This is a genomic window from Treponema parvum, from assembly GCF_017893945.1.
GTDB classification, from domain to species: domain Bacteria; phylum Spirochaetota; class Spirochaetia; order Treponematales; family Treponemataceae; genus Treponema_D; species Treponema_D parvum_A.
Genome location: NZ_CP054257.1, coordinates 1,518,195 through 1,538,058 on the forward strand (window position 1 = coordinate 1,518,195; position 19,864 = coordinate 1,538,058).

Sequence of the window (19,864 nt, forward strand, 5' to 3'; positions counted from 1 at the left end):
AGTCATCAAGCTTATCTCTTTTAACGTGCTCGCCTCAATCGGGTTTCTTCACCTAGTTGCAAGTTCCTCTCACGGTTATTCCCACTCAAGCTACTCGCAACCTTTCTTCCCTTCTCTATCTATTTCAAAGATCGTGTAAACATTGATCCGCCCGCAATGAACGAATTTTATGTTTTTATGGAGATAAGGGGATTTGAACCCCTGACCCTCGGCTTGCAAAGCCGATGCTCTAGCCAGCTGAGCTATATCCCCAGAAATAAAATCAAATAAAACAAAAGGGGAAAGGAAGAAAAAAGATGAAAATAACCTTGCTCCTCTACGGAGCTTGTGCCGTACACCGACACTTGTCCTAACTTTAGGACTTACCTTTCTCTTAGAAAGGAGGTGATCCAGCCGCACTTTCCAGTACGGCTACCTTGTTACGACTTCACCCCCCTCACAAAGCATACCTTCGACAGCGCCCTCCTTGCGGTTGAACCACTGGCTTCGGGTATCCTCTACTCGGATGGTGTGACGGGCGGTGTGTACAAGGCCCGGGAACGTATTCACCGCACCGTGCTGATGTGCGATTACTAGCGATTCCAACTTCATGGAGTCGGGTTTCAGACTCCAATCCGGACTACGATCGCTTTTGTGCGTTTTGCTCCGCCTCTCGACTTCGCTTCACTCTGTCGCGACCATTGTAGCACGTGTGTTGCCCTGGACATAAGGGCCATGATGACTTGACGTCATCCCCACCTTCCTCCGGTTTGTCACCGGCAGTTCCGCCAGAGTCCCCATCTTTACATGCTGGTAACTGGCAGTAGGGGTTGCGCTCGTTGCGGGACTTAACCCAACACCTCACGGCACGAGCTGACGACAGCCATGCAGCACCTGTTCACAGCCGTATTGCTACGCTCACATATCTCTATATGATCGCTGTGTATGTCAAACCCAGGTAAGGTTCCTCGCGTACCATCGAATTAAACCACATGCTCCACCGCTTGTGCGGGCCCCCGTCAATTCCTTTGAGTTTCACCCTTGCGGGCATACTCCCCAGGCGGTACACTTATCGCGTTTGCTTTGGCACCCAGCCTCTTGGCCGGACACCGAGTGTACATTGTTGACTGTGCGGACTACCAGGGTATCTAATCCTGTTTGCTCCCCGCACCTTCGCACTTCAGCGTCAGTCATCTGCCGGTAACCTGCCTTCGCCATTGGTATTCTTCCAGATATCTACAGATTTCACCCCTACACCTGGAATTCTGGTTGCCCTTCAGTGACTCCAGTCATCCAGTTCTCAATGCAGCCCCGGAGTTGAGCCCCGGTATTTCACACCAAGCTTGAATGACCGCCTAGATGCCCTTTACGCCCAATAATTCCGAACAACGCTCGCAACTTACGTGTTACCGCGGCTGCTGGCACGTAATTAGCCGTTGCTTATTCAAACCTTTCTGTCACCGCTTAAGCATTCCCTCTTAAACTTATTCTTCAGGTTCAAAAGGACTTTACAACCTTTCGGCCTTCATCGTCCACGCGGCGTCGCTCCGTCAGGCTTTCGCCCATTGCGGAATATTCTTAGCTGCTGCCTCCCGTAGGAGTCTGGGCCGTATCTCAGTCCCAATGTGTCCGTCCACCCTCTCAGGCCGGATACCCGTCGTCGCCTTGGCAGGCCTTTACCCTGCCAACTAGCTGATAGGCCGCGAGCCGATCCCCCTGCGGTGCCAAAGCACCTTTCCTCACTATACTCTAACTATAGCGTTCGTATCCGGTATTATCTGATATTTCTACCAGCTATCCCTGTCAGGAGGGTTCGTCACCCACGTGTTACTCACCAGTCCGCCACTCTAGGAGAAAAGCAAGCTTTCCTCTTGCCGTTCGACTTGCATGCTTAAGACGCGCCGCCAGCGTTCGTTCTGAGCCAGGATCAAACTCTCCATGATTATTTCATAAGCCTTTCGGCTTGTGATTTCCTAACCATTTCTGTCCGGTCCCCTCCCTCTCTTTCAAGGGATTCGCCCTTCCTTATTATTCTTCAAGCCCAAAGCTTCCGCTTCAGGCTTCTTTGGCTCTCTTCACCTTTCCTGGCCGACAATGCTTTACATTGCCTTCCGTCTTTTCTTCCCTTCCCTCTTGTCTTTCAAAGAACTCTGCCTTCAAGGCAGCACCCGCCTTTATTATAGCGGGTGATTGTTAATATATACCTTTCTCTCTTTTTATGTCAAGTCTATTCTCACCTTTTTTACTCTTTTTTACCTTTTTTTCAACTTTTTTTACCCCCGCTATCGGGAAAAGAGCCATCTTGAAAGCCGTTGAATCAGTGCACAAAAGCACGCGGCTTTCGTAAATACCGCGGAAACATTAAAAGAAGCTTCGGCTTTTCTACTTCTTCCCGGTTTCTTCCATCGCCTTTATCTTCTTTTCTCTCTTGCTTATCTCTTTGTCGAGCGATTTGAGCTCTTTGATTATGCCGGATATTTTTTCATCTTCAAACGAGATTTGCTCAGCGCCTTTTACAGACGATAAAGAATATACTTCAGAACCGAGCTTTTGCAAAGTCTTTTTTTTATCCGAACTAAGTTTTTTATGCTCGAATTTTAAGACACCTAATTCGCCCAAACCTTGAACTACCGTACCCGCCTTATCCAACGCAACTTTTGAAGCGGCTACGCCTTTGTCAAGATAATCTTTTACCTGATCGGTAAATTTTCCCATATTTTCCTCCTTCTTTAAAATAAACATAAACCGTTTCAAAAGCAAGAATTAAATATTTCAAAGCCTCCGAATGGCTACCAATGTAAGATCGTCGAGCTGTTCGTCTTCCATAACGTTCGTATAATATACATATGTTACATCTTCCGCGCTTTCATTTTTTTTGGAACAATATGTATCATACAAATTAAAATGCAGGCGTAGGAATTCGTCTATATTACGGTCTACTTTGACGACGTCGTCTTCCGTAGCTTCGTGCGGTTTATACATGCGGAATATCTTTTCTACTGAAATAAGAGCGATGATCGCTTCTTCCACGCTTCCCTTACACGTTGTAAAATCAAAGCTCAAAACTTCCCCGGGAACGGGGTTTTTGTTCTTTTCAAGAATAAAAACTTTTTTACTCATAACAGCTTCAATGACTTGCCTTACTCTTTCGGCTTCCAGCAATTCGGTTACGGTGGAGACTTTATCATTCCCGCTTTCATCCTTTTCGGTAATTTGAAGCGGCGAAAAAGAATTATTGCGGCATATTCTTGTGGATTCTTCTATACCGTCAGTGTACAAAAATAGAATGTCTCCTTTTTCGAGGACTGTTTTATCAACCTTGAATCCGCCTTTCATATCAACCATAAACGAAGGCATGGGGCCCGCTGCAGGAGCGGCGGATAATGTAAACGTTTTTAATTTTTGAATTTTTTGGTCGTAAATATGAACAATATTGTCGCCCGCATTGGACATATATACGGTGCCGGTCTGAGTGTCGACCAAACACAATATTATCGCTGCAAATTTTCCTTTGAGTCCCAAAGATTCGATAAAATCATTTATCTGTGAAATCAATTCGTTCAATCTGCCGCCGTTAGCGTTGAAATTCCAGTTTGCAAAATAACGGCGGAAGAACGTAGCGACTACAGTCATGATAAGAGCGGCAGGAACTCCGTGACCTGAAGCATCGCATTTTATAAACACGTACCACCTGTCGTCGAGCTTTTTATAGTCGAAGTAGTCGCCCGAAACGCCGGAAGCTCCTTCGTAATAACCGAATGTTTCAAGCGCATTGTCCTTTAATACGGAGGTAGTAGTTTTGCCGCCTTCGGAATTTATATTCAACGGTAAAAACGCCTGCTGAACGGCGCGTCCGTCCAAGGTAAGCTGTTCTTCCAGAGCGGCTCTGGCCAGTTCGGAAGTCATATTGTTTACGGCGTCGCGCAGATTGCCTATTTCATCGTCAGATTTGAATTCTATTTTTTCAGATGCAAGTTTTGACTTGTCGCGCGTTGCGCCGATAACGGCGACGTGCCTTTCAAGTATTCTGATAGGTCTGACTATAACCGTGGCTAATATAAAGGCGCCTACGGAACCTGCGAATACCGCAAAAATCCCAACCAGCATTGCGGATAATATGATGGAACGGCGCGCCGTATTTACGGCCGTAAGCAGATTCTCCGTAGAAACTTTTAAAAACACTATGCCGTGGACATAGGTTCTTTCGTTTCCCTGTCTGTATAAAACAGGCCTGTAAAAAAGGTACTCGGTATTAAACGGATCAAGATGATTGTTGTCAAAAAGCGGGAATGACGAGCTTGCGCTGTTTGAAAGCTCGTCGAGCATCTGAGTGATGCGGCTGTTAAGCTGGGTGGTAATCGTAGAAATTTCTTCACGGCGGGCTACGGATACGCGGTCAGTGCGGAGCGCCAAGGAAACGCCTTCGGATGTTAGCGATGCGATCTGAGAAGCCGTACTTCCTATCCTCTGTTCGGCAAGGTCGTTTAAACGCATGCAGGAATCGGCTATCGTCTTGATATCGGCCTCATCGAGCTTGGACACTCCGTAGTTCAACACGTCCGTATTTACCTTTGAAGCGATATCGGGATCGTTTGTAGCCCACACGAAATCAAGACTTTTTTCAATACCGCTTGAAGGCATTCCCGTAATAGTGACAAATTCGGCTTCAGGCAGGGCTCTGGACTGCGCAGGAAGGTAACTCAATTCGAGAATATTGCCCGACGGAAGATACGCGCGCGCTCCGGTGTTTACGCTGTTCAAAAGCACTCCTATACGGCTTTCAAGGCCCTCGGCAAGAAGCCGTCCTTGGGAACGAATCATCCTTGTCCCAAGAGAGGCGGCGACAAGAACTACAATCATTAAAACAAGCAGTATGGTAAAAGCCATAAGCTTTATGCGAAGACTTCCGCTGCGTTTTTTTGCCGACTTCAATCTCTTTTTCTTTTCAAGCGTCATAAGATCTCCTGTAAGAAGGGCGTTCACTTCATAGCGTATTGTAACGGTTTCACGTGCGGTTTGAACGATTCCGCGCACGGCAATCAAACTTCCGAGCACGGCAAAGGCGCATATCAGGTAAAGCAGTATTCGTTCAAAGCGGATTTTTACAAGGGTTTTCTTTACCAGCGGAACCCATTCAGGCTCATACGCATATTCGTTTTCAATTTTTACCGTACCGCCCTGCTCCACATTCAGTATCGCGCGTGAAAAATACAATCCTCTGTCCGAATGCACAAGGCCTATTCGATAAACTCCTTCACTCACTTCTCCGCCGAGATCAAGGTCATCTATGAGAGTATCCGATCTTACGCGGAAAGAGTTTTCGGACTTCAAATACACATAATCATACGGCGCTTGACCGTCCTTGTCGACGTAGACCTGCGTTATGTTTCCGTCGTAAAGAAATCCTTTGCCGTGGATTTCCAAAAAGCTGTTTCCGAGAAGAGTTTTCTTCAATTTTACCGAAGAAATAAGCGTAAACGGAATAAATTTATTGGAAGCGACAAGAACTACGGAAGGCTTTCCTATGTTGCCCACAGTGTCCACGGCTGAAACCGAAAAAGCGTAAAGCCCGTTTTCAATATTTTTATATGTGACCGAAGTATTTACTCCGAGCATTTTTTGCGGAATTTTATAAACCTTCATCGATTCGGAATATCTTTTAATTAAAGAAGAAAGATACGACGAAGCTTCTTCTTCGCCCGCTGCCATCGGATGCCCGGCGTAACCTGAAAAACGCTTTTCAACGGCGCTTAGCCGCTCGAGCGACCACGTATAGCCTGAAACATCGCCGTCGCTACTGTCCGCTTGCCACGAAAACACAAGGTTTTCCGACGAGGCAAACCCCTGCAAGTCCTTGCTTACAGGCAAAATCTCAGGCGGCTTAGGCGGCGTGGTGTCTTTAAAATAAGTGATTTCCGCCGGAGCCGACCAGTTTCCGGCATAATCAAGGGCGCGCGCGCGAAAATACCATGTGTCGTCCTCTGAAGCTTTGACGCTTACGGTTGTTTGGGAAGGCAAGCGCATGATGCGCTTGGGCGGCATTTCTTCTTTATTCTGCGTCCATATCCATGAAAATCCCGCGATGCCCGAAGAATCCGGCGGAAGCCTTACCGAAACCCTTTCGTCCTCAAAGCGCCCCCTTTCTCCGTTTTTAAATGTGACGCCCGATAAAGAAGGAGCGCTTACGGTTCTGTCGGGCGAAAGGCGCGATATATAAGGCAATGAGTTTTTTGAAGAAGGATTTACCTGCCAAATAAATGAAAGGGTGCTTTTGTTGTCGGTTATTACGGGAAAAGCGAATACGCAGGAATTTCCGGACGAGGTTCTTCCGGTCGACAAGGGGATTTCATTCCACAGCGCGCCCTGTTTTTGCGCAAAAAAAACGGATTCCCGGCCGCTTCTCGTGTCGAACCAAACCACACAAAGATCTCCTTCATAAGAAAAAAACACAGGCCTGTTTGCGTTACCGCTGAGCGTCAGTTCGATCAAATCGTCCAAAGGAGCCCCTTCCGTATCAAGGCTCCTTACCCATATATGAGAATTCTCGGACGAGTAATAGGTTCTCTCCCACGCGACAAAAACCTTTCTTTCATGGAAGAAAAGCACCGGGCGCTGATTGTTATAATTAAAATAATTTCCTTGGGAAGAGGCAAGAAGAGAACCTTCGCCCGTTATTATGCGCGGCACGGACCAAGCGCCGTTTTTAAATACTGTAGAATACAGTTGATATGAAAGACGCGTCCCGGTTATTTGCTGGGCTTGAAACACAACCATGTCGCCGCCGGGAATATTTACAAGAACGGGGATAAAAGGGTTCGTAAAATCCTGTGCAGGCGAAAAAACTTCAAAAGGCTGCCAGTCAAAACCATCGCGGGATCTTGAATGGAGCATTGAAAAAGCTTCGTTTTGACCCAGCGCGGTAAATAAGACAAATTCTCCTTCCGAATTTGAATAAAGACGCGGCGCAACCAAAGGCTGTTTTTGCCTTGGAAGATCCGTGCTTTTAAAGCTGTATCCTCCGTCTTCACTTACAAATACTGAAATAGTGTGTACGTCCGACAAGACGGCCAGAGCGATTTTGCCCGAAGGCTGTATGACGGCGGAATAAAGATCCGGGACTTCGCCGGAATATGAAAAAGGCCCTGCAAAGCGTTCCGTCTTATGCCATACCTCGTTTCCTTCATATACTTGCCCCGAAAGCCAGATGCTTTTATTCGCTGTATCGATTTCCTGCCAAAAAACGGCCGTATATTTGCCGTTGGAAACCGAAGACGGAAATCTTGAGTCGGATGAAGTTATGCGTTCGGTGTCTTCCCAATAAAAATCGCGGGCAAAAAGCGACGGAGGAAAAGATAAAAAAAACGCCGCAAGGAATAAGAGAAAAAATAAAGACGAGGATATTTGCGGAAGTTTTTTTTCTGTCATAGCAACGCCTGTACTTTTTTCTGAAGGTCGAGAACCTTTGCAGACCTGCTGTTTACCGGCGACTGCAAAAGACGCTGAACGAGCGCATATGCTCCAATAATATTATTATTTTGAAGCTCTTGTATAGCCTGCTGATAAAGCATTTCATCTTCGGCTGAAAGAACTACTGTAGCCTTTCCTCCGATCGACACCTGAATGCGATCTTTTAACGTTATCGCATCCGAATTTTGAGGATTCAAAGAGATAGCTTCATCTACAAGCGAAAGCGCTCTTCTTAATTCCACTTCGTTGCGCGACGTGTCGACTATCTTTCGCGCATCGGACGTCAAAGCGGAAGAACGCGCCAAAACCGCGCGGTCTACAGGTCTTTGTCTTATACCTATTTCAATCTCAACGTCATAGATCAGCTGCTTAAGGCCGGGATAGCCGGGATTTATCGTATAAAGGTCGAGCAGATCCGCATAGGCTCTTTGCCGCAGCGATGGATTTTTATAGTCGGAACGGGCGGAATCCACCCGCCTTCTAAACATATCGTTAAAGGCATCTTCGTCTATGAGTTTATTTATTCTCAAAGTCAAAAGGCTTGCTTCTTGGTTCAAAGGATACACAAGCTGAAGCTCGTGCAGTTTGTCTTTTGATTGCTGCAAGACGGCTTCAGCCTCCGCCTTTCTCCCTGAAGCCATGAGCTCTCTTCCCCGATCATAATATTGATTTGCAATGCTCAATATCTGTGACATTTCAGGATACAGCGGAGCCGTAGGCAAAATAGTACGGCCGGTCTGCATGGAAAGAGCCGTAATGACCATTGAATACAAGTTATTTATTTCGACATCTTCATCAATATTTGTAGTAGCCCAGCGGGTTCTCGCCCTTACAAGCAGATTTTCAGCTTCTTCAAAATTGCCCGCGTAGTATTCGTTTCTGGCCTGACTTTTTAACTGACGGACTTCGGCAACTACAACTTCATTTTCTTTAGATGCGATCCGCTCTCCAAGTTTCAGTAATTTTTCGTTGCTTGAGGCGCGCAAAGATTGCGACTCCTGATAAGACAGCGATTCGTTATATTTTAAACGCGATCTCTGAAGATATTCGCGCGCGCCGTTAAAATCGCTTCGATTTAAAGCGCGGACGGATTGTTCGTATCTAAGATCTCCTTCGTTTGAAGCGCTTTCCGCAAGCAATATTCTTTCTTGGGCGCGCTCTGAAATTTCCGTCCCCCGCAGGTTAAGACGGTCAAGCCTTTCGATGGAATCGGACAAGATCTTTTTTGAATCCGCAAAATAATTTTGATATTCCGCCTTTGACTCAAGAATTTTTTCAGAATCCGACAGGAGCGCACGGTCTGAAAGTACGGAAGGTTTAAGGCCGCTTACAAGCGCCAGCGCTTCCTCAGGATACGAGCCCGCCTCCAAGACCTTTCCGTCGGGAGCGGTCTTGTTTTCAGCGCTTAAAGTCATAAGATTTTCAGCCCACGCATATTGCGTTTCATATCTGTCCGCAATAAGATCGCCTACGGCCGCAAAATACGAAGCTCCTTCTTTACAGTCTTTTACGGCTTCAGACTCCGCCAGGGACGCCGTTTTTGTACAAAGGAAAAGAAGAATATTTTCCGCCGTCTGCCAGCTTAGAGCTTCGTCGGCAATAAACACACCGGCGGTGATTCGCGACGTCTCTTCAGGCGGCGATTCGGATATTTTTTCAGGCAAGATTCCTTTCGAAGCGAACCACTGTGAGTTTATGATGTTTTCGGAGTCGGTTTTTATCTTTTCAAAAACAGGCGCAATCGAAAATTTCAAATTGCCGTAATTCGTTTTTTCGGAGCGGAAAGCCAAAACAATGTCTTGGGGTAAGACTATGCTTTCAGAGCGGGATTTTTCCCGCCGCTGCAAGGCTATGAGGTCAAGCTGCTTTAATATATTTTCGCTTAACGATGTTACAAACTGCATGGAATAATCGTATTGAGGATAAATATTTTCACCTTTGTGCCTGCTGTTTTTAAACGTATAAAGACCGTTTACTTCTTTTGCTAAAAGAGCAAAGTCTTTTATGGAAAATAAAATATCGCTTCTTACTCCGTCTCCCGATGTGAATACCTTCTCTCCGCCTAAAGATTCTTCAAATGTTTTAGACTGAGCGACCATCTGCTCATAAACGGAATTTTTCATCTGTTCGGTAAGAGTGTTCCACTGTGCGTCCATCGCGCCGACCATGCCGGAATCGGGATCTGAAGTTCGCCCTAAAGTAAGGCGAGATACGAAAGGCAAAAACGAAGAATCAGTCAGTTTCGGATCAAGTTTTTTCATATCCGAAAAAGCGCTTTCGAATATAAGCCCCGAATCGAAAACCGTGTTGCGGACTGTAGCGAACCGCCCGAATTCATGTCGCACCGAAGCAAAGGCGTCCATCGACCGGTTATAGTCGTCGCTCTTTACGGCTTCAATAAAATTTTTACACGCATTGTTAAGATCGTCTTGAACGGCCGGAAGACTTGAAATTGCGGTATCGACGGAAAAAAGAGATTTTTTTACAAGATCCGTAATTTCCGTATCCGATGTAGAGGCAAAAAATTCATCTTGGTAAAGATAAAATCCTTCCCTGATCTTATTTACAGCTTCGACATATTTTTCTTCGGCTACAAGGGCGCTGCCTATTTCCATAAGGTTATTGAACACGGAGCGGTAATACGTAAACTGAGCGGCAATCTTTGCCTGACTTATAAAGGCGAGAGCTTCCGCAGTAGGACTTTTTTCAAGCGCCTCAAGCCTGGCGATAATATCCAGTTTTTTTTGATTATTTTCAGGCTCGTTACGAATAACGTCTATGAGTTCCTTCGACAAAGACGCATATTCTTCCCGAGCTTTCATTATCTTTCTGATTCTTTTTTGAGCGGCATCAAATTTATCCGGAGAACGTTTTATATAAGCTTCAAGCATCAAAAGCGCCTGATTATAATCCGTTTCTTTGATCTTTGCGTCTATCGCCTTCAAATCAACAACTTCGGTATCATCGGCGCCGACGCCAAACGAAGAAAAAAGAGAAAATAAAACTGTAAAAACAAGACAGATTTTCTTCATTATTATGTTATCATTTTCGGTTATATTTAAATGTTTTTTTATGTTTGCAGATAAAAAACCGAAAATATAGTATAATCGTTAACATAAATTGTACCATGAATAAAATATCCATAAAGTCCATTTTGTTACATTTGATAATTCTCTGTACAATCCCAGTATATGCGCTTGATCTGTCCAATGCAAATACTTCACTCTCCGATATTTTTTTCAATTATATAGATAAAAACGAAGGAACTACGTCTTTCAGATCGCTAAACATTCCTTCGGGCGGAAGAGCCGAAAGCCTTGGAACCGCATATACTGCGTTGGCAAACGACATAGCTTTTTTCGACTACAATCCTGCCGCAAGCTGCGTGCTTGAAAACACGGAAATTTCGGTAGCGCATAATGCTTGGATAAGCGATTCGGCGGTTGAAACAGTCGCAGGAACAACGCGGCTGGGCAATCTGGGGCTCGGGGCGCAAATAAAATGCTTTTACGTTCCGTTTACGGAATACAATATTTTCGGCGAACGCGTAGCAGGAAGTTATTACAGCGAAACTACGGCGGCTGTAAATGCGTCTTATAATTTTCTTGCAGGATATTATTTTAAAGGAATTGCGGCAGGCGTAAATATCAAAGGAGCTTGGAGAAGCATTCCCGATTATACCGACAACGACACGAATAAGATCATAAAAGGATCGGGACTTGCGCAATCCGGAGCCGCATTTATGGCGGACTTCGGCGTGCTTTTACGCTTTAATTTAGCAAAATTTTATTCTTCGCGGGAACCGAATCTTAGGCTGGGATTGAGTCTTATGAATTTGGGAACGGCTTTTACGGGATTCGGATCTAGGGGCAAACTCACAAGGGACGATCCGTTGCCGTCCAAAATCTCGGCAGGAATTTCATACCAATTTATAGAGCCTGTCATAATTACGGCCGATTTCAGGCAGCCGATAAACTTGGAAGATCCGCTTAAATCCGAAAAATGGTCGGCCGGCACGGGCGCAAGCATAAGATTTACAAATTTCTTTTCATTTATGACGGGATTTTTGATTCAAGGCGCAAATCCGCGCATAAGCGCGGGCGGCGAATTTAAAACCGGAAAAGTCATCATGAATGTGAATTACACTTTCGACCTTACGACGTCGCTAAATCCCGTAAACCACATAAGTTTATCCGCCAAACTTGACCTTGGCGACCGCGGAAGGGGAAAGATAAGAAACGAAGCGGACGCCTTGTACGCGCAGGGACTTATATATTACGCTCAAGGGAACTTGCAGGAAGCTTTCGAAGCATGGCAGAAAGTCTTGGATCTTGACAAGAGCTTCGATCCCGCGCGAGAAGGACTGAAAGCGGTTCAAACGTCGCAGAGCCTATCCGATTACTTAATCAACATACAGTCCTTGGATTAAGGCGCATCAAAAGCCAAGACGATTTACACAAATGATCGATTTGACAGACCGATGCGGCCGATTTACAACAGACCGGTTGATTTACGATGATAGGCCGCTCGACTGATCCGATCGATCGCTCCGGCCGATTCGTCCGTCCGTACCGTTATTTTTTTCTGCTGAATATACGGTAATTCATCCATGGAAAAATAGAATGTTTTCTTTCAAGGTTTGTCAACCATTCGGTGCTCACTGTATTCGAACCCAACGAATCGAATACGGTAGTAAAAGAGGCGATGCATTTTTTAAAAAACTCTTCGGCATAATCAGGCTCGTTTTCTTCCTGAATCATATTTGCCCATTCGCTCGACTGTGCCAAAAGCACTTCGCGGGCGCCTAAATTGAGAAGCCGCGCTTTTAGTCCCGTATCGCTGGGAAACCTTCCGGCAAGATCTATCATGCGTTCGGTTGCCTTTCGTACGTAGCGCATCATCCAGCTGTTCGAGCTGTCCAAAAGGTTTTCTCCGTACCCGTATCCGTAAGCCGCGCTGGGATACGGGACAATCTTTTGGAGCTTTAAATCCGACGGTAAAAGATCCGATAAATTTGAAATCACCAACCCCATATCGGCAGCCGAACGTATTATCGTTTCAAGCCAATATGCGCCTTCAAGCCAATTCGTGCCTATGTCGTCCGCTTTATATGCACAGACAAGGGACAGTTGTGGAACGGAAATTTCCTTTTCCGCCGCTTCCATACGGCTTTTCTTTTTTTGTAAAAATTGCAGAGCGTCGGCTTCCGCACGGCTGTAAGCCGCTTGAGGATCATATATACCGCGGCCATTACCGCCGCTTTCTTTTGATTTAAGAGCGGATTCCGCAGTGTTATTCCAATAGCAAAATCCCGTGGCCTGACGCGCCGTCGCCGACAGCCCGAACGCTTTAAGATCCTCTATCGAAAGCTCAAAACCGGCGTCTTTTTGAGTATTGCAGTAAACTCCCGCACTTCTAAACGAGCCTTCGCCTGTAGTAATATGATTTTCGGTGTCTCGGCCGAAAACCGACAAAGAATTATTACAACGAACAGGAGTAAACAAACCGTTTACAGGTTCCGTCTCGGAAAACAACAGCCCTTGAGAATCCAACACCGTATATTGAAAACCGTACGCACGAAGACTGTTTTCAAGCCCCTTTGTATAACCCAAATACGGCAGCCAGAATCCCTGCGCGGATTGGCCGAAAAAATATTTTTGAGCGTAAAGGCCGGTCTCTATCTGCGCGTTTACCGCTTCGGGAAGGTCGGCATAATACGGTAAAAAAATCGGGGTGGCCGCAGTAGCAAGGATTTCCAAAAAACCCTTTGCGGCATATAAGGAAAAATGTTTGATTAAATTTTGCTCATATTTTTCGGTAAAATCAAATCTATCCTGCTTCGCTTTCGCAAGAAAGAACTTTGCGGCCGCAAGGAGAGGTTCGCTGTATTCGCAGCGTTTCATCTCCTGCGTACCGAACGCGATGCGCCGATCCAACCATTCGATGTATTTTTCCTGTATTACAGGGTCGCACAACATCGTGCACAGCGAAGGCGAAAAGACCATAGAAATCTTAAACTTTACGCAATCCCGTTCCAGAGATTCGAACATATTTAAAAGAGGAATATATGTGCCCGATATCGATTGAAAAAGACCTACGAAATGCGATTCGTTGTTTTTATGATCCAACGGGATATAGATATGCTGCGCATTAAGGATTATAGAGAGATTCTTTTGTGCCATCAATTTCTCCCGCTTTTATTTCATAAACGACTGTCTGTGCTTTGCATAGTGAACGCGAAGCAAATCATTGACGCCCGAAAGTTCCATAACCGGTGAAAACTTAATAATCCTTCCGGGTCTGGATTCGGAAAGAGCCTTACAGCCGTGAACAAGCTCTATTTTTTTAGAAGACGCAAGGATATTCATATTGTGCCCGTCGGATAAATAAATAAAATCGACGCGCATTACATTTTTTTCCGGGGGAATCAAAATATACTGTTCCCGATCGGAAAGTGAAATTTGTATGTCAAAAGAATCGGAAGATTTTTTATCGTTAAAATTTTCATAAAAAGAAACATGAAGATGACAGGGGCCTATCTTTGATTGGCGAAGCATGGCAAGATCTTCGTCGCTTATATCCCAATAAACGAACGCCCATACGGGATTTCTAAGTATGACGGTCAAAACGGTTTCATTATAGCCGTCAGGCAAAGTATAAGATTCTTCACCGGATAATATATCCAATGAAATTATCATTTCATTCTTTTCTTTTTTGTTTATCTCTTCGGCAACTTCAAGAAGTTCGCCTATAATAAAACGCCTGTTCAATCCTTCGGGAATATCAATATCATAATCGTAGGCCAATGCAACAAGATCGGATGAAGATAAAGTTTCAAGATAGTGTCTTGTCAAAAAGGGCGTTTCCATATTTATGCTATTAATCCATAAAAACATAAATTTAGTCAAGCATCCGGATATGTGCTGTCCGGATATGTGCCAAGCGTAATATGAAAGCAACGGAATATGATAACACGCGGAGGCACGGTACGGATAGAGCCCGAAAGCTCTTGCTATGGAAACAGCCTTTACCTTTTTTGTGATTTTTTATACTTTCAATTTAATTTTTTACGATAAGATCCGCTCCAACCTTATCAAACGGGAAAATAGGATGTATGAGATTTTTATAATCAAGTTCCTCCAGATATTGATATGTTGCCCCCTGCGATACCGCCATTAGAGCAAATTTTGAATACGGTCGTAACTGAGAAAACAGATAACCTTGCTTTAAAACAATAATGTCGTAATTGCACAACGGAGTCTTTGCATAATCAAAATGTTTAGCAGTAATAAAAGAAGTTGCTGTATTTGAAATTTGAACGTCCAATTTATCATCTATTTGTATTGTAAAGCACTTACCGCACACATCATCAAAACAGTTTAAATATCCTAACAGATCTCCTTTGCTTTTCAATATACCTTTAATTGCCACAGGATTTGATGTAACATCGCGACCGGTTCCTACCGTAAGAGAAACGGTAGTCCCAATTTTTTGGCTTTTACAATATTCAAAAGCTTTTAAATCATAAATCGGCGTTATCAATATCCGTTTAGAGTGACGTTCTTTAGACGACAGCACCAGCCTAAGAATTTCCGTTCCTTCACCAATTGCTCCGCCTGTAGTGTTATCCCCTGAATCAGCTAAGAAAACGGGAAATTCTTTTTGATCCAATGCAAGCTTTAAAGCTTTTTCGGGCTTTAAGGCCGGTACTTCAAAATTAAATTCGGGAACATAGGAAAATACAAGATCGGCAAGATCATCACAATAGTCTCGCGCTTTTTGCGTATCGGCTGCCGTTTTGGGATTGACGATGACGGACATTCTACTATTCGGAACATCGCACCATGGCTCTCCCATAAAGACGCTTGCAGAAAAAATACCGTCTTTACGACTTATCTCATTTACACGTTCCATAATCAAATTTAAAGGGTACTTCTCCGTAAGACCTTTTTCTCCCGATATGACGGCGGGAATTAAACTTATCTGGGGTATTACTTTTTCCTTGCTTTTAATTAATTCTATAAGCTGACAGGCGACCTCCTGTTCCGATTCCGGCTGATCGTGGTGAGGGATAGTATGATATCCACGAATAATATTAACGTAATCACATATTTCTGCATAATTATTTGCATGTGCATCCAAAACAAGACCGATAGGTATTTCTTTACCTAAAAAATCCCTTATTTTTTTTAAAAGCACCAATTCGCCGGATCCGATGTTTTCGACTTCCATAGAACCGTGCAAATGTAACAAAATTCCGTCAAGATGATCGGCAGTTTCTAATGAGGCCAGCAATTTATTGGCATAGTACCAATAGCTTTCCTCTTTCAAAACGCCATTAGGAATTGTAGAAGCCATAATAGTAGGCCATGTCTCAACACCTATGCTGTCAAAATAATCTTTAACATGCATATATCTATGAACTTCAGCACCTTCTGCAAAGGTAAATTGATCTTTCGTCACTAGGTCGCGATTAAAAGTGTTGCATTCCAAATAAAATAATCCAACGGCTATTTTCATATTAATAAATCTCCCATAATTTTATGATTTTTTCTTTTTCAATTTAAACCGCGATTGGTTCGCATAAACATCCATACACACGGCAAGCAATAGGATGAAACCTTTTACAAACATTTGCAAATATGAAGATACGTTCATAAGGCTCATCACATTATCTATACATGCTAAAATGAATACTCCCATCACGACACCGGAAATACGCCCTACCCCGCCAGACATGCTGGTACCACCAATACACGCCGCTGCTACAGCATCAAGTTCAATCAAGTTTCCGCTTGTTGCAGTAGAGCCTCCAAGCCGGGCTGAAATAATTACTCCGGCTACACCATATATACATCCCATATATAGATATGATTGGAAAACCCGTTCTTTTAATTTTATTCCCGAAACGGCAGCGGCTTCAGGATTTCCACCGATAATATAAATATGTCTTCCAAAAACAGTTTTATTACTGATAAAAGCCGTAATACCAACCATTAGCATTGCAAAAAACACACACATCGGTATGCCGTAATATCCCAAGAAAACCCACAGCATCACACCGCCCAAAGCAATAATGGCTACCAAGTTTGCCACAAGCTTTCTAACACCGCCGTACCATAATTTCATCTTATTATATGAATATAAAGTATAAAGGATGCTGATAAGCATAACGGCACTGATAATCAAAGCGCTTATTACAGGAGGAATATATCCTTCGCTTAGCCAAGCAAAATTTTCAGGGATGGGCCCTATTGTCGCAGCGTCTGTCCATGTATAACCGATACCTTTGAACATCAATTGAGAAGCAAGCGTTCCGATAAATGCAGGAACTCCGATCAACCCTACAAATATACCGTTAAACGCCCCCATCAATAAGCCGATCAACATCGCTAAAAATATGGATAAATATAGGTTCCATTTAAAATTCACAACGAACATTGATACGCAAACACTCACAAAGTATACAGCAGCCCCACCGCTCAGATCAAAATTCCTTTCAATGAGCAAAATCATCAATCCGCAAGCAACTATCATTAACACAGATCCCTGCTTCATTAACAATGTTAAATTTCGAACAGATGAAAATACATTATTTGTCCAGCTGTTAAACAATAACAACATCGCAATAATTCCAATAAACATCCCGACAGGTTTAATTAATTTTCGATATTCTAAGACTTTGCTCATACTACACCTCGTTTAAGCCCACTGTTGCGTACCACAATACCTTTTCTTTATCCAAATTTTTATTTTCCAAAATTTTTACGATCTTCCCCTGCCTGACGATCATGATCCTGTCGGCGATCCCCATGACCTCCGCTATGTCGGAAGAAATAAACAAAATGGATTTACCCTCGCTTGCAAGCTTATCCAATATTGAATAGATCTGACTTTTAGCTTCTACATCAATCCCTTGAGTAGCCTCGTCAAGAATAAGCAAAGGAGTTTCGGCAGATATCAGTCGCGACAAAACAACCTTCTGTTGATTACCTCCGCTTAACGTATTGACCAGCGCACGCATGGAATTTGTTTTAATTGAAATGGCATTGATTTTATCTATAGAATTTTTAATTTCTTTTTGTGAATCAATAACTCCGTATAAAGAAAAACGGTCTAAAGAAGATGCGGATATATTATGAGCAACCGATTGACATCCGATGATCCCTTCTCTCTTTCTGTCTTCAGGCAAAAGACTTAAACCATTTTTTAATGCAGCCGCAGGACTGTGATTTTCAATAACTTTGCCATTCATTCTTAATTCATATTCAACATTACCTTTCCAAGAACCAATAATCCCTTGTGCCATTTCGGTGCGTCCTGATCCTACAAGCCCGTAAACCGCAAGTATTTCACTTTTTTTTATGTCAAAAGAAACATTGTCTACTATTTTTAATCCCGGTATTTTTTTGCTGTATACGTTTAGATTATGTGCTTCAAATAATATATCACCCGGAGTATGCGTTTTTTCAGGATAATAATCTTTTACATCGCGCCCAACCATCAATGAAACTATTTCTTTTTCAGTTATTTCTTTTGTAGGTCTGGTTTCAATAATCCGCCCATCACGCATCACTGTTATCATATCTGAAATAGAAGCGACCTCTTCCAATCTATGTGAAATATAAATACAAGCAACCCCTCGCTCCCTTAACTCTCGAACCTTCCTAAAAAGAAGTTCACTTTCATCGTTAGATAAGGTTGCCGTAGGCTCATCAAGGATCAAAACTTTTACTTTATTAAACATTGCTCTTGCAATTACGATCAACTGTTTTTGAGCAATTCCAATCTCTTTGACAAGCGTTGCAGGACTCAACTTAAGTTCAAAATCATCCAATACTTTTTGAGCATCGCTCATCATCTTATATTGGTCGATCAAAGCAAATTTGGTGGGTTGATTTGAAATAAACAAATTATCCGCAACGGTCATTTCATTAACCATATTAAGATCCTGGGGAACCAAGGCAATGCCTTTTGCTTCCGCATCCAAAAGTGATTTAAACTGACAAATCTCACCATTTAAATAAAAATCACCTTCATAAGTACCGTAAGGATATACGCCTGAAATCATTTTTATAAGAGTCGACTTCCCGGCTCCGTTTCCGCCGACAATTGCATGGATTTTTCCGTCTTCAATATCAAGATCGGCCTTATCTACAGCCAAAACACCGGGAAATTGTTTTGACAGTTCTTTAAGCGAAATTATTTTGGAACACAATTCAAACCCCCGCAAAGCGGATGGAACTGTCTCAAAAGACGGTTACTTTTTTGACAGCCTGCCGAGTTTAAAATTAAGTCTTTGTATTGCTTTAATTTCAAACGTCGCGCATTAAATCAAGGAAGCTGCCCAAAACCAAAATTTCGGACAGCCACATCCATAGCACACTAGTTAATTTCCAAAAATTTCAGCTTCGGTAGCCCATCCTTCAGGGGCAATCTCTTTGAGCCACTTGCGCAGATTGTCCTTAGTAATCGGAACGACATCGACAAGCAATACAGGGATATCAAAACCGCCTATTTTCTGTATCTCGTCCGGAACAAGTTTTTCACCTTTTGCAAGTTTTACGGCAGCTTCGACCGTTCTCTGGTCGCCGGAAATGATATCAGTCCAGATGCTCATTGTCATAACGCCCTGATTGATCAGCTTTGCTGCAGATACTTCAACGTCCATACCGCATAGGAAGGTTTTCCCGTCAAGTTTTGCGGCTTTAATTGCAGGCACGATTCCCATAGCAACACTATCTGCAGAACAGACAAAGGCCTGAATATTATCATGATTGGCACTCAAAGCATTTTCAACCGTTTTCAAAGCCTTTTCAGGCGACCACGCTTCATGAAACTGATTTGCTACGATTTTAATATTAGCGTTTTTCGCCGCTACCATATCGTATCCCTTGCTGATTCGCTGTGCTACGGCACTGCCCGGATCGCCTTTGACAAGAACCACATTTCCGCCTTTCGGGCCGATAAAATCTATCGCAGATTGTAATTGCAGCTGACCGACTTTTACATTATCCCGATCGACATTAAGTTCTACCTGAGCGCCTTCCACGGTATTGTCAAATGTTATAACCGGTATACCTTCTTTTCGTACTTTTTCAACAAGATTAACCATGTTTCCGCTTACAACATTAAGAATAAGAACGTCTATTCCCTGTGAAATCAGATTCTCTACCTGATTTGCTTGCTTTGTTGCGTCATAGTTTGCATACTGAAAAATAATGTCTGCACCCAACTCAGCCGCTTTATTTTCCATTATTTTCTGATCGAATTTAAAGCGATACTGCGCCTGTGACGCCAGAGCCACACCGATTTTAATTCGTTTTGAACCGGATTCTTTACCGCCGCCGGCAAAAACACAACCTCCGACAAGTGCAATTGTAAGAACGCATGTCAAAAATTTCTTCATAAAAAAAAT

Annotated in this window: 10 protein-coding genes, 1 tRNA gene and 1 rRNA gene; 1 reads left to right on the forward strand and 11 read right to left on the reverse strand. The window is 43.5% G+C overall.

Features of this window, described 5'->3' with window-relative positions; translation table 11 throughout:
• Positions 1–178: 178 nt before the first annotated feature.
• From HRI96_RS06790 to HRI96_RS06810, 5 genes are all read right to left on the reverse strand, one after another.
• Positions 179–252: transfer RNA gene (locus HRI96_RS06790), tRNA-Ala, on the reverse strand.
• 125 nt (positions 253–377) lie between these two features.
• Positions 378–1,922, reverse strand: a 16S ribosomal RNA gene (locus HRI96_RS06795).
• A gap of 439 nt (positions 1,923–2,361) precedes the next feature.
• The gene (locus HRI96_RS06800; RefSeq protein ID WP_210116645.1) at positions 2,362–2,694 is read right to left on the reverse strand and encodes a hypothetical protein; all 333 of its coding nucleotides are present in this window, start codon (positions 2,692–2,694) and stop codon (positions 2,362–2,364) included.
• A gap of 57 nt (positions 2,695–2,751) precedes the next feature.
• Positions 2,752–7,404, reverse strand: coding sequence for a PP2C family serine/threonine-protein phosphatase (locus HRI96_RS06805; RefSeq protein WP_210116646.1), 4,653 nt, complete (start codon positions 7,402–7,404; stop codon positions 2,752–2,754).
• Positions 7,401–10,478 (reverse strand): hypothetical protein, encoded by a 3,078-nt coding sequence (locus HRI96_RS06810; protein ID WP_210116647.1) that lies wholly within the window; start codon positions 10,476–10,478, stop codon positions 7,401–7,403. Before HRI96_RS06810 ends, HRI96_RS06805 begins: the two co-directional genes overlap by 4 nt.
• 95 nt (positions 10,479–10,573) lie before the next feature.
• Between HRI96_RS06810 and HRI96_RS06815 the strand changes: the two genes are divergently transcribed.
• Positions 10,574–11,875: a UPF0164 family protein gene (locus HRI96_RS06815; protein WP_210116648.1), complete on the forward strand. Its 1,302-nt coding sequence runs from the start codon at positions 10,574–10,576 to the stop codon at positions 11,873–11,875.
• A 145-nt stretch (positions 11,876–12,020) separates the two neighbouring features.
• Here HRI96_RS06815 and HRI96_RS06820 read toward each other — a convergent pair whose 3' ends face one another.
• From HRI96_RS06820 to HRI96_RS06845, 6 genes are all read right to left on the reverse strand, one after another.
• Positions 12,021–13,628 carry a 1,4-alpha-glucan branching protein domain-containing protein gene (locus tag HRI96_RS06820; RefSeq protein WP_210116649.1) on the reverse strand — a complete coding sequence of 536 codons (1,608 nt, stop codon included), beginning with the start codon at positions 13,626–13,628 and terminating at the stop codon, positions 12,021–12,023.
• Between the two features lie 15 nt (positions 13,629–13,643).
• Complete coding sequence (locus HRI96_RS06825) at positions 13,644–14,342, reverse strand: DUF4912 domain-containing protein (RefSeq protein WP_210116650.1); 699 nt, start codon at positions 14,340–14,342, stop codon at positions 13,644–13,646.
• Between the two features lie 163 nt (positions 14,343–14,505).
• The gene (locus HRI96_RS06830) at positions 14,506–15,966 is read right to left on the reverse strand and encodes a M81 family metallopeptidase (RefSeq protein ID WP_210116651.1); all 1,461 of its coding nucleotides are present in this window, start codon (positions 15,964–15,966) and stop codon (positions 14,506–14,508) included.
• Positions 15,967–15,987: 21 nt separating this feature from the next.
• Positions 15,988–17,136: a sugar ABC transporter permease gene (locus HRI96_RS06835; RefSeq protein WP_210116652.1), complete on the reverse strand. Its 1,149-nt coding sequence runs from the start codon at positions 17,134–17,136 to the stop codon at positions 15,988–15,990.
• Between the two features lies 1 nt (position 17,137).
• Complete coding sequence (locus HRI96_RS06840; RefSeq protein WP_210116653.1) at positions 17,138–18,610, reverse strand: sugar ABC transporter ATP-binding protein; 1,473 nt, start codon at positions 18,608–18,610, stop codon at positions 17,138–17,140.
• A gap of 225 nt (positions 18,611–18,835) precedes the next feature.
• Complete coding sequence (locus tag HRI96_RS06845; RefSeq protein ID WP_210116654.1) at positions 18,836–19,855, reverse strand: sugar ABC transporter substrate-binding protein; 1,020 nt, start codon at positions 19,853–19,855, stop codon at positions 18,836–18,838.
• Positions 19,856–19,864 lie beyond the last annotated feature (9 nt).